Source organism: Ligilactobacillus sp. MP3 (genome assembly GCF_024436335.1).
In the GTDB taxonomy this organism is placed as follows: Bacteria; Bacillota; Bacilli; order Lactobacillales; family Lactobacillaceae; genus Ligilactobacillus; species Ligilactobacillus salivarius.
This window is the reverse complement of record NZ_JANFQI010000003.1, coordinates 24,430-37,386: the sequence shown is the minus strand read 5'-3', so window position 1 is coordinate 37,386 and position 12,957 is coordinate 24,430. Positions and strand designations below refer to the sequence as shown.

Sequence of the window (12,957 nt, the reverse complement as noted above, 5' to 3'; positions counted from 1 at the left end):
GAAATGGTGCGATATTAATTTTATTTTCTAATTACTTATTTTTCGTATTCAGCAGCTTTTTTCTTATACATTTCCACTTCATCATCCGTACATCTTACAAAATGACCTGGTGTAATTTCATGTAAAGAACGAACCTTATCGCCATCGTCACCTTCAATAGAAGGATCATAGTCAATTCTATGACGTTGACGTTCAATTTCAGGATCTGGAATTGGAACTGCAGAAATCAAACTCTTAGTATAGTCATGCAAAGGCTTATCATAAACATCATCAGCTGGCCCTACTTCTAATAGTCTTCCATAATGCATAACTCCAATTCTATCGGAGATAAACTTAACCATTGATAAGTCATGGGCGATAAAGAGATAAGTTAATCCCTTTTCTTCTTGAAGATCTTTCAATAAGTTAACTACCTGAGCTTGAATAGAAACGTCCAAAGCTGAAATAGGTTCGTCAGCAATGATAAACTTAGGTTGTACGGCTAATGCACGAGCAATCCCTATACGTTGACGTTGACCACCAGAGAATTCATGTGGATAACGACTAGCATGATCTCGATTCAAACCAACTGTTTCAAGTAGATTTTCAACCATTTCTGAACGTTCTTTCTTACTCTTGGCCAAACCATGAATATCAATACCTTCAGCGATAATATCTTCAACTGTCATTCTTGGATTTAGGGAAGCATATGGATCTTGGAAGATCATTTGCATCTCACGATTAAATTCTAATTTTTCAGATCTAGTCTTTAACTTGCTGATATCTTTACCATCAAAGATAATCTCGCCATCTGTTGGATCATATAAACGAATAATACTACGTCCTGTTGTTGTTTTACCTGAACCTGATTCTCCTACGAGTCCAAATGTTTCACCTTCGTAAATGTCAAAAGTAACATCATCAACAGCCTTAACAGTGGACTTACCGGAAGTAAAGTATTGTTTTAAATGCTTAACTTGTAACAATTTTTTTCTTTCTGGCATTAATTCTCATCCTTTCTGTTAATCTTTCTTTTTAGCCATTAATTCTGCATACTTTTGCTGACGTCTAACAATTTCTTCAGGTGGTGTTACTTTAGGAGCGTCTGGATGTAACAACCATGTAGCAGCATAATGTGTATCTGACACCTTGAAGAATGGTGGCTTTTGTTCAGCATCAATCTTCATCGCATATGGATTTCTTGGAGCAAAGGGATCGCCTTTTGGTGGATCAAGTAAATCTGGTGGTGTTCCTGGAATAGATTCTAACTTATCACTTGCTAAAGTTGGCATGGAATTCAAAAGTCCCCAAGTATATGGATGTTGTGGGTTATAAAATACTTCATCAACTGTACCATATTCTAAAAGTTCTCCAGCATACATAACAGCTACTCTATCAGCCATACCAGCTACAACACCTAAATCGTGAGTGATGAAGATAATAGATGTTTTTACTTTAGCTTGCATTTCTTTCATTAAATCCAAGATTTGTGCTTGAACAGTAACGTCTAACGCAGTTGTTGGTTCATCAGCAATCAAAATTTCAGGATCACATACCAATGCAATCGCAATTACGATACGTTGACGCATACCACCTGAAAATTGGTGTGGATAGTCATTGATACGTTTTTCAGCATTTGTAATTCCAACAGCCTTTAACATATCAAGAGCTTTTGCCCAAGCATCCTTCTTATTCATGCCTTTATGTTTCATTAGAGGTTCAGCAATTTGTTGTCCAATTTTCATTGTTGGGTCTAAAGAAGTCATTGGATCTTGGAAAATCATGGAAATCTCTTTTCCTCGAACGGATTGCATTTCTTTTTCTGATTTCTTCAAAATGTCTTGTCCGTTGAAGTTAATTTCACCGCCAACAACCTTAGCGTTATTTGCTAAAAGACCAATTATTGCTTTAGTTGTAACAGACTTACCTGAACCTGATTCCCCTACAATTGCTAGGGTTTCACCTTTATCTAAGTGGAAACTCACATCGCGGATGGCTTTAACTTCGCCGGCATAGGTGTGGAAATCCACTTTTAAATTTTTAACATCTAAAATTCTTTCTGCCATTGTTTAAAACCTACCTTCTTGTCTTTGGATCGAATGCATCACGTAAACCGTCACCTAAAAGGTTAAATGCAATCATCAATACACACAATACAATTGCTGGATACCACATTTGATATGGTAAGAATTGGAAGTTCTTTTGTCCTTCATTCAACAATACCCCTAAAGAAGTTTCTGGAGCTGTAATACCGATACCGATAAAGCTCAAGAATGCTTCGAAGAAGATAGCTGATGGAATTGTGTACATTGTTTGAATAATGATGATACTTGATAAGTTTGGTACCAAGTGTTTCCATGCAATTTTTGTAGGTGACTCACCTAATGTTCTTGCGGCTAATACATATTCTTGTGTTTTCAAGGACAGCGTTTCGGCACGAATCATACGAGCCATGGTTGTCCATGAAGAAATTGCGATAGCTAAGATAATAGAAGTCATACCTGGCTTCAATACTACCAGCATCAAAACAACGATAACAAGGTTAGGGATAGAGGAAATAATTTCGATAATACGTTGCATAACATTATCTACTCTACCCCCTTTCCATCCTGAGATGATGCCATAGGCGACCCCAACTGTTAAATCAAAGAATGTTGCGACTAGAGCTACAATCAATGAAACTTTTGTACCGTAAATAATACGTTGAGCTAATGAACGTCCTAAATAATCAGTTCCTAAATAGAAATACTTGTCTTTTGGAACATCATTTTTAGCATAAGCATCTACCCAGACACCGCCTTGCTTAATCTTACCGTTAAGACCATTAATTGCATCTAGACCTGGAACCTTAGCTGGTAAGTTTGCATATTGTGGCTGAGACTTAACTAATGTACTTTTATTAATGAATGGTGTTGAACCAAATGCTACAATCACCATCAATAAGATAACAATCAAAGAGACAACTGCACCTTTGTTCTTCTTCAATCTTAACCATACGTCTTGAGTAAAGGTAAGTGAGGGAGCAGCGATTTTTTCATTATCTTGAGCTTCGCCTTTTGCTAAAGGTTCGAAACTATCTGGACTTAATTTTAATTTTTCTTCCATTACTTATTCCCTCCATTTCCTTCAAGTCTAATACGTGGATCAATCAATCCATAGATGATGTCAGTAATTAAAATAACTACTACCAATCCGATTGAGAAGACCATTGTTACCCCCATAATAGTTGGGTAATCATTAGTCATGATTGACTTAACAAATTGTTCTCCAATTCCTGGAATGTTAAAGACATTTTCGATAACCATAGAACCTGTCATTAAAGCAACTGTATAAGGTCCTAATAATGTAACTAATGGAATCAAACTGTTTCTTAATGCATGGTGATAAACCACTTCAAATTTACTTAAGCCCTTTGCTTTAGCCAATTCAATATAATCAGAGTTCAATACTTCAACCATACTTGTACGGATAAAACGAGCTGTTTCAGCTAATGGTCCTACCCCTAAAGCAATTGTTGGTAAAATTGTATTGGAGAATTGACCCCAACCTGCAATTGGGAACCAGCCCAATTTCAAAGCAATATAGTATTGTAACAAGATAGCTAACACGAAGTTTGGTACAGATTTACCAATAATCGCAATTACTGTTGCTCCTGTATCAGCCCATGTATTATGCTTGATAGCTGCAGCTGCACCTAGAATTACACCGAAGAAAACTCCGAAGATCATTGCTTGTAAACCTAGTTGCATTGAAGCACCTAAACGACTTGAAATTAAGTATGCTACTGGTTGGTTACTATATTGGAAAGAAGTTCCAAAATCACCATGGAACATACCAAAGATGTAAATCAAATATTGTTCCCAAATAGGTTTATCCAAACCATATTGTTTGTTCATTATTTCAATTTGTGAAGCTGTCATTTTAGCTTGGTTCGTATATGGTGTTCCGGGCATCAATTTCATTAAGAAGAATGTGATTGTCGCAACCAGGAACAATGTTAATAGCATATACAAAACACGTTTTAATAAGTATTTACGCATATCAATTAGTCCCTTCATTCTATTATTTAAATTAAAAAAATCTCATAAATAACTGTGGGGTAAAATAAAATCGGTGACTAAATCTAAATCTAGCCCCCGATTTATTAAATAATTTTAGAACTAAACTTCTATAAATTATTTTGCGATGTAGGTATCCTTGAAGTTCAAGTTAGCACCTGCTGTATTGTAGATGATACCTTTAACTTTATCATTTACCATCCATGCTTGGTTTCTGTAGTAAAGTGGTGTTACACCTTGATCTTGAAGTAAGATCTTTTCAGCTTTTTCTAGATCACTCCAACGATCACTTGCAGAACTAGCATTCTTAGAAGCAGCGATCAACTTGTCATATTCAGCATTGCTCCACTTACCATTATTTTGTTCGTTGTTTGATGTAAACAAGTCTAAGAATGAGATAGGATCAGCGAAGTCTGCACCCCAAGCTGATAATACTACATCGAAATCACCGTTTGTTGAACGGGATATACGTGTCTTAAATGGAACTGTTTGTGTATTAACTGTTACCTTATCACCAAATGCTTCTTTCAATTGACTTTGAAGAGCTTCAACAGACTTCTTAGCGCCGTCTGTATCATCTGTCAAAATAGCAAATTCTAATTTGTCTTTACCTAATTCTTGTAAACCTTTGTTGAACAATTCTTTAGCTTTAGCTTTGTTGTATGTCATATCTGTCTTGTCAGATACAACGCTTTGGAAGTCTTTTCCATTAACTTTTGTCAATCCAACTGGTGTTACAGATGTAGCAGCTGTATTTTCACCACCAAGAACTTTTAAGTAGTCCTTACGATTGATAGCTAGAGAAATTGCTTTACGGATATTAGCGTTCTTAAATTCTTCTTTTGTTTGGTTGTATTGTAAGTAGAATGTTGTACTTTCATGGAAGACTCTATAATCTTTTTGTCCCTTTAATTGCTTTGTTTGTTCAGCACTTAATAATGTACCATCTAACTTACCAGATTGGAATAAGTTGTAACCTGTATTAGTATCCTTAACTACTTGGTAAGTAATCTTGTCTAATTTAACAGCTTTCTTATCCCAGTAATCATCGTTCTTAACTAATTTCCAGCTTAAGTTAGAACCTGTCCAACCTTCTTGCTTGAAAGGTCCGTCATAAACGAAGTACTTAGAAGCTGTACCATACTTGCTACCATATTTTTCAACAACTTTTTGGTTTTGTGGGAAGAATAATGGGAATCCCATCAATAATTTGAAGTATGGAATCTTCTTATCTAATGTAACAACTAACTTGTAGTCACCGTCTGCTTTAACACCTAATTCAGAAACTGACTTCTTACCTTTCATAATAGCGTCAGCGTTCTTAATACCACTGAATAGGTAAGCATATTGTGAACCTGTCTTAGGATTTACTGTACGTTGCCAGGAATATACAAAGTCTTTTGCGGTTACTTTATCACCGTTAGACCATTTTGCATCCTTACGTAAAGTAAATGTATATGTAAGGCCGTCTTTACTTACGGTTGTCTTTGTAGCAAGACCCGGTGTGATCTTACTGTCTTTTCCTAAACGATATAAACCTTCAGTAACATTGTTTAATTGGTTAAAACCAACAACGTCTGTTACTTTAGAAGGGTCTAATGTGGAAATTTCAGCATTGTCTTCCCAGTGAAGAGTTTTGCCGGAATCGCCGCTCTTTGATCCACAAGCAGCTAATGTGAATGCTGACACTGCTAAAGTAGCGCCAACTGCTAATAGCTTTTTAAACTTCATTTCATTTACCCCTTTCTTCAGTTAAAAAAGTTATCTTATATCATGGTTAGATTATATAATACTTACTGAAAAATTACAACATTTTAATTTTTCTTTTATAAATATATTTTTTTGCTATTAAATTGAAATTTGAATTATGCTCATCAAACACTATTTAAAGCTTAAAACACCTTATAAACGCTGATATAAAGGCTATAACCATTGTTGTAATAATTCTAAAACAATGATAATTCAGATTAACAAAATTCAAATTTTCTCTTATTATTACGATTAAATTATTTATTATGCTTTAAAAAAAGGCATAATTCATTTTTTGTTCACTCTAGTAAAAACTAAAATTAAGCTCTATCACAGCTTATTTTATTATCAAATTACGAATTTTAATAATAAATCATCCTCATAAAACCAATCTATATTTTTGTTAAATTACAACATTTCTCATAATACTATTAAATTGGTACAAAAAAATAGTCGCAACTGATGCGACTATTTTCTTCTATATTTAATTCTTTCCTTTTTGTCCATCTTTTCCATGTCTAATAAAGAAAATCAATGACAATAATAATAGAAATACTGCTCCAACTGATACTGAAACTCGTGTATCAGGGTTAACAAACATAAAGAGAACTATTATTACCAATGCAATGATTGCCAGATAATTAGATAATGGATAGAATGGCATCTTAAATGGATGTTCTTCTAGCATATGTGCATTTTGACGACGGAAACGCAATTCTGATAATAGAATTACAAACCAAGGTACTAATCCAGGTAATACACTGGAACTATAGACAATTACAAATAAATTAGCTGAAGATTTACTAAAGATAGAAAGGACAATGTTCAAAATAAATCCAATCAAAATCCCACTTGAAATCGTCAAAATAGCGACATTAGGTACCACATGTTTAGACAACTTACTGAAAATGCTTGGTGCTTCTTTATCTACTGATAACTTAAATAACATTCTACTAGAACTATAAATTCCTGAGTTAGCCCCAGACATTGCAGCTGTAAGAACAACAAAATTAATAATTCCAGCTGCACCAGCAATACCTACTTTAGTAAATGTTTCAACAAATGGTGAACCTACAGAAGCTAATTGATTCCATGGATAAATTGTCACAATCACAAAAATTGCTCCAATATAGAAAATCAAAATTCTCCATACAATTGATTTTACAGATGCTACAATTGCATGTTTAGGATTTTCTGCTTCACCAGCTGTAATTCCTAGTAACTCAATCCCTTGATAAGAACCAACAATAATAGATAGAGAAAACATAAATCCTTTAAATCCACCTGTGAAAAATCCACCATGTTTCCAAAGGTTTGATAATCCAATCGCATGCCAGTTATTTCCTAATCCAAGGAAGATAACCATTAATCCAATAATTATCATTAAGATAATCGTAACAACTTTTATCATCGCAAAATAAAATTCCAATGTCCCATACGCCTTGGCAGATGCAAGATTTGCTAAAGTCAATGTTACGACAACCACCAATCCTGAAATCCAATCTGGTAAATGTGGCCACCAGAAATTCAGATATTGAGTAACAGCGATAACTTCACTAATTCCTACAACAATATATTGGAAAATATTGCTCCATTTTGTTAAATATCCAGCCAGTGGATGTATGTAGTTAGTTGCATAATCAGCAAATGATCCCGTTCCTGGTGTTATATAGATCATTTCTCCTAAAGCTCGCATAACCGCATATAGTAATACACCTACTACTGCATAAGCCAATAATACTGAAGGACCAGTCCATTTAATTGTAGATGTAGATCCCATGAATAATCCAACACCAATTGTTCCACCTAAAGCTATCATCTCCATCTGTCCTGATGATAGCGACCTATTCAGGCCCCCATTTATATTATCCTTATTTTTGCTCATATAGATTCCTCATTTCCTTGCCAACTAAATTTCTACTCAGTTGGATCGTCTAAATACATAAAAAAGCCAACCATCCAACTTTTCTCACAATATATTTTTAGTTTGTGATTAGCTGATCTAGTTGACTTTGTATTTTGCATTCATTTTAATAATAGCATACCAAATTAACTCAACCAGCTTACACAGTGGTTGAGGTGGTGGTTGTATTCAATTTGTTATTATCATTGATATGTAAGTTAATCATCATTACAACCTCCAATTACATTTAAGTATACTATTAGAATACCATTAAAATAAAATGGGTGCAAGTTTTAATTTTTAAAATAAAAACCAACTACATACCATAATCTCGGTATATAATTGGTTTCTATTTTTTATGCACGTGCTTTATATTCACCTGTTGTAGTGTTTATTACTAATGTATCTCCTACATTAATAAAGTCTGGAACTGTAACTACTAATCCTGTTTCCATTGTTGCTGGCTTACCACCACTAGCTGCTGTAGCACCCTTAATTGTTGGTTCAGTTTCAGTTACTTTCATTTCAACAGTTGTTGGCAATTCAATCCCAATTAATTCATTTTTACAAAAGTCTAGTTGAACTTCCATATTTGGCATTAAATACTTTTCTTCATTTGCTAATTGTTCTTTAGTTAATTCATATTGTTCATAAGTATCCATATCCATAAATACTTCAAGGTCGCCTTCACCATATAGGTATTGGGCATTTTTCTTATCAACTATGGCTAACTCTACTTTTTCAGAAGGACGCATGGTTGTTTGAACGATTGCTCCTGTTCGCACATCATTTAATTTCATTTGCATAACAGTATTTCCCTTACCAGGCTTGTGGTGATTTGCTTCCAACACCTTAATAAGTTTACCGTTCATTTCAAAAATCATACCTTTTTTCAAGTTAATTGCTTCTACCATAATCTAATTTCTCCTATTCTTGTGATAATTTTATTGTTTAATTGTCACAAAATGATGGAGGCGACTGTGGTAAAGCGAATCCTCTTAGTGTCATAAAATTTCCTCGCTTTACTATTGTAATACTTCTAATTATACCGTAGTTTAGATTAACTTACATTAAATAGTCAGCTAAAACTTTTAATACTCCCGAATCATTATTATTAGGGGCGATTTTATCGGCTACCTTTTTCACTTCATCGCTACCATTTTCCATTGCATAGCTAAGTCCTGCAGCTTTTAACATCTCTAAATCATTTCCACCATCGCCAAAAGCTACTAAATCATCTAAGGTTAAATTCCAACTTGCTAGCATTTTTTCTAATCCGACAGCTTTATTGACATGTGGCAAGATTAAATCAAAATTTCCAAAACCACTTGAAGTAGCAAAAACTCTTCCTGCAAATTTTTTGTTAATTTCATCAACCGTTGATAAAGTTTTTTCTTTAGGAACATCAACTGTAAATTTGAAAAATACATCATCAGGAAGTTGCTCGAAGCTATCAACAATTTTATGCTTAGGTAAATAATATTTCATCATCTTAACAAATTTTGAATCTGAATTCTTTTCTAGATATGCATTTTCTTTCCCACATAAAGCTGGTGTTAATTCTGGTCTTTGTGCCATAAACTCTACTAACTCTTCAACTAAACTTCGATCTAATTGTTCATAGCTTAGATCTTTCCCATCATCTACCAAGTACATTCCATTTTCGGCAACGAAGGACATATCTTTCCAATATTCAGTAAAATCTAATCTCGTTCTTTCAAATTGATTACCACTAGCTACAATAAAATGAATATCTTTTTCTTTCATCTTATTTAATAACTCAGAAAATAATTTTTTATCATAGCTTTTATCATCTCTTAAAAAGGTTCCATCCATATCAATCGCTACAGCTTTAAAAGGTATCATCTAATAATCCCACCATCTCTAATCTATTTTATTATATTCTTCAATTTCAATATCATTTTCTGTTACTTTTAACTTAGTAATTGATCCATTCTGAGGATAGTTTTCCCCAACATTAATATTATCTCCATATTTATCAGCCAAACTGGCAATTGTACTACCATGACATACCAATAAAACAGTTTCTCCATCTTTATGATTTTTTCTTAGATAGTCAAAGCCTGAATTTATTCTCTTCCAGTATGTCTTACTATCTTCACTTTCATGAAATGGATCAGTCTCATGCATAAAATCTTTAATCTCATCTAAAGGATACTTATTTACAAGTTCTTTAAATGAACCTGCTCCATGTGTTGCACCAATTAACATCCATGTTTGTGGTGAATCACTACCTTCAAAATAACCATACTTTTGTTCACGAAACTCCATCATTGCTTGTGGTTCTTTTAAATCACCTGATACTTTATTTTCACTCAAAATGTACTCACAAGTACGAATTGCACGCATTGTATCTGAACTATACGCTTTATCAAACTTAATATTTTCTAGGATTTTACCTGCTTGTTTACCATCTTGAATTCCTTTTTCAGTCAATGGTGAGTCTACCCATCCTTGCATCTTCTTATAACGATTCAATAATGTTTGCCCATGGCGTACAATGTAAACTGTTATTGCCATTTTATCACTTCCTAAATTTAAACTCATTGATTCTATTATATCACTTTTTAAAGCGGTTACTTTAGTTAATAAAATTTTACAAAATAAAAGACTAGAGAAATTCCCTAGTCATTAATTTTTATGCAATTTTTACCCTATTCAACATCAAAGAACTTATCATTACGGATATAGAGCTAAATGCCATTGCTAATCCTGCTAATTCCGGACTTAGAGTTAAACCAATGCCAGAAAAGATCCCTGCTGCCACTGGAATTCCCAAGCCATTATAGATAAATGCCCAGAATAGATTTAACTTAATGCGATTAAAAGTCTTTTCACTCATCATTAAAGCTTTGACTACGTCTTCTAGGTCATTTTTCACTAAGACAATGCCACCAGATTCGATTGCAATATCTGTTCCTGCTCCCATAGCAATTCCGACATTAGCAGTTGTTAAAGCTGGTGCATCATTAATTCCATCACCAACAAAAGCAACATTTCTACCTTGATCTTGCAACATTTCAATATGGTGTGCCTTATCTTGTGGTAAAACATCCGCTATCACTTCATCAATTCCTACTTCGTTGGCAATAACTTCTGCTACTTGTTGATTATCACCCGTTAACATAACTGTTTTTAGCCCACGTTTTTTCAAATCACTAATTGCCTTAGCTGAAGTTGCCTTTGGAATGTCTTGAATTGCAATTAAACCTATGACTTCATCATTTTTACCTACAACTACAACTGTCTTTGCATCAGATTGTAAGTTCTTCATTTGTGCTTGAAGTTCTTGAGATATATTCCAATCCTCAATAAGCTTAGTGTTTCCCACGACTACTCGTTGCTCATCAATTATACCTGTAATTCCTTTTCCTTCAACTGCTGTAAAATTATTTACTTCAAATAATTTTATCTGTTGTTCTACTGCTTTATCCATAATTGCAGTGGCTAATGGATGCTCAGAATTTTTTTCTAAGCTAGCAGCAATTTGTAATATTTCATCTTTATTACCGATAATATCTGTAACTTTAGGCTTACCTTCAGTAATTGTACCTGTTTTATCAAAGACTACGGTATCAATTTTATCAGTTGCTTCTAGTACTTCACCGTCTTTAATAAGAATTCCCATCTTTGCACTACGTCCGGTTCCTACCATTAGAGCTGTTGGAGTTGCAATTCCCAAGGCACATGGACATGCAATAATAACAACTGATACCGCAAATAACAGTGAAGTAACATTACTATTTCCTAAAAATACATACCATACCAGGTAAGTAAGAATAGCAATAATTAACACTACCGGTACAAAGATATTTGCAATCTTATCCGCTGTTTTTTGAATCGGAGCATGACTATTTTGAGCTTTTTTAACCATTTCAACAATCTGAGCTAACATTGTATCTTTACCTACCTTATCAGCTTTGAAAAGGAAAGTTCCAGTATTATTCAATGTTGAACCAATAACTTTATCACCCACTTTTTTCGTTACTGGCATACTTTCACCTGTTATCATTGATTCATCTACTGTCGAACTTCCTTCGATTATTTCTCCATCTACAGCTATCTTTTGACCAGGTTTCACACGAATAACGTCGCCTACTTTTATATCATCTAATGGTACCATTTGAGACTTACCATCTACTATTACTTCAGCTTCTTTAACTTGTAAGTTTAATAATTTTTCAACTGAACTATTAGCATTGTTTCTCATCTTTTCTTCAAAAACTTGACCTAACAAGATGAATGTTATAACAAAAGCTGCACTCTCAAAAAATACATCTTGACCTGTAAACATCGCATAAATACTATACACATAAGCTGTAGCTGTTCCAATTGCTACCAATGTATCCATATTAGCATGATGATTTTTAAAAGCCGCCCATGCACTATGAAGGAATGGTCTTGCTGAAATTACCATTACAATTGTTGTTAAAATAAACATTGTATACGTATGTCCAGGCAACATCCAACCAAATGGCTTTAGTATCATTTCAAAAAACATTGGTAATGAAAATATTAACGAAATCCAAAATCTTGCTCTAATTGTCATTACTCAATCACTACCTTACCCTTAAACATATTCATGCCACAAGCAAAATCAATTTCACCTGCTTTACTCGTATCTAAATCAAATTCTTGTGGTTCATTTAGTGGTAAATCTTGCTGTTTAACATTCAAGGCTGGAATATTTAGTTGATCTAAGCATCCTTTATCACTGATTCGATTAAACACTAATTTAACTGGTTCTCCAACTTTGACCTTAACTTCACTTGGTTTGTATCCACCATCTACTGTTATTTCTACTTTATTCATATTTGATTCCTACTTTCTATTTAATAATTACTTTTCCATGAAACATATTCATACCACAGGCAAAACCATATTCTCCTGCTTTATCAGTATTAATTTCTATTTTAGTATTTTCGTTCTCTGGCAACATCTTGCTGATACCAAAATCAGAGAATACAACTTGTTCCAAACAACTAGAAGGATCTTTACGGTAAAAATTAATTACCGCTGGAACTCCCTTTTTAAGTACCACTGTTTCTGGCGAATAACCACCGTCAACTTTAACTGTAACTTCTTGAACATTATCTGCAACATCAGCTGTAACAGCCTCTTTTTCATGTTTTCCAAAAAACCACCATGAAATAAAACCGATTAAAGCAATCCCTATTACTAAAACAATAATTTTTGTAATCATAGGCTCACTCCTTTTTATATTTACATTTGTAATCACAACTATAT

12 protein-coding genes are annotated in these 12,957 nt (G+C 33.8%); all 12 read right to left on the bottom strand.

The genetic code is table 11. The annotated features are described in order from the left end of the window. Positions 1 to 35 precede the first annotated feature (35 nt). The 12 genes from NOU10_RS03105 to NOU10_RS03050 all read right to left on the bottom strand — a co-directional run bounded on the left by NOU10_RS03105 (position 36) and on the right by NOU10_RS03050 (position 12,913). Entirely contained in the window at positions 36 to 983 is a 948-nt protein-coding gene (locus NOU10_RS03105; protein WP_003705590.1) for an ABC transporter ATP-binding protein, read from the bottom strand. Between the two features lie 18 nt (positions 984 to 1,001). Further along, the gene (locus NOU10_RS03100; RefSeq protein ID WP_003702677.1) at positions 1,002 to 2,045 is read right to left on the bottom strand and encodes an ABC transporter ATP-binding protein; all 1,044 of its coding nucleotides are present in this window, start codon (positions 2,043 to 2,045) and stop codon (positions 1,002 to 1,004) included. A gap of 10 nt (positions 2,046 to 2,055) precedes the next feature. Next, positions 2,056 to 3,084 carry an ABC transporter permease gene (locus NOU10_RS03095; RefSeq protein ID WP_003700958.1) on the bottom strand — a complete coding sequence of 343 codons (1,029 nt, stop codon included), beginning with the start codon at positions 3,082 to 3,084 and terminating at the stop codon, positions 2,056 to 2,058. Further along, positions 3,084 to 4,019: an oligopeptide ABC transporter permease gene (gene opp3b / locus NOU10_RS03090; protein WP_003709355.1), complete on the bottom strand. Its 936-nt coding sequence runs from the start codon at positions 4,017 to 4,019 to the stop codon at positions 3,084 to 3,086. The genes NOU10_RS03095 and opp3b overlap by 1 nt, the downstream gene beginning before the upstream one ends. A 135-nt stretch (positions 4,020 to 4,154) precedes the next feature. Then, positions 4,155 to 5,768, bottom strand: a complete 1,614-nt coding sequence (locus NOU10_RS03085; RefSeq protein WP_255905963.1) for a peptide ABC transporter substrate-binding protein — start codon at positions 5,766 to 5,768, stop codon at positions 4,155 to 4,157. 502 nt (positions 5,769 to 6,270) lie between these two features. Next, complete coding sequence (locus NOU10_RS03080) at positions 6,271 to 7,671, bottom strand: amino acid permease (protein ID WP_087367780.1); 1,401 nt, start codon at positions 7,669 to 7,671, stop codon at positions 6,271 to 6,273. Between the two features lie 374 nt (positions 7,672 to 8,045). After that, positions 8,046 to 8,603 carry an elongation factor P gene (efp, locus tag NOU10_RS03075; protein ID WP_003700953.1) on the bottom strand — a complete coding sequence of 186 codons (558 nt, stop codon included), beginning with the start codon at positions 8,601 to 8,603 and terminating at the stop codon, positions 8,046 to 8,048. Between the two features lie 151 nt (positions 8,604 to 8,754). Further along, positions 8,755 to 9,555 carry a Cof-type HAD-IIB family hydrolase gene (locus NOU10_RS03070; protein ID WP_003705595.1) on the bottom strand — a complete coding sequence of 267 codons (801 nt, stop codon included), beginning with the start codon at positions 9,553 to 9,555 and terminating at the stop codon, positions 8,755 to 8,757. 18 nt (positions 9,556 to 9,573) lie between these two features. Beyond that, positions 9,574 to 10,230 (bottom strand): histidine phosphatase family protein, encoded by a 657-nt coding sequence (locus NOU10_RS03065; protein WP_255905962.1) that lies wholly within the window; start codon positions 10,228 to 10,230, stop codon positions 9,574 to 9,576. A gap of 118 nt (positions 10,231 to 10,348) precedes the next feature. Then, a complete protein-coding gene (locus tag NOU10_RS03060) occupies positions 10,349 to 12,259 on the bottom strand; it encodes a copper-translocating P-type ATPase (protein ID WP_081514194.1) in 1,911 nt (636 codons plus the stop codon). Further along, entirely contained in the window at positions 12,259 to 12,522 is a 264-nt protein-coding gene (locus tag NOU10_RS03055; RefSeq protein WP_003707453.1) for a cupredoxin domain-containing protein, read from the bottom strand. The genes NOU10_RS03060 and NOU10_RS03055 overlap by 1 nt, the downstream gene beginning before the upstream one ends. A 16-nt stretch (positions 12,523 to 12,538) precedes the next feature. Continuing rightward, positions 12,539 to 12,913 carry a cupredoxin domain-containing protein gene (locus NOU10_RS03050; protein WP_003707451.1) on the bottom strand — a complete coding sequence of 125 codons (375 nt, stop codon included), beginning with the start codon at positions 12,911 to 12,913 and terminating at the stop codon, positions 12,539 to 12,541. Positions 12,914 to 12,957: the final 44 nt, after the last annotated feature.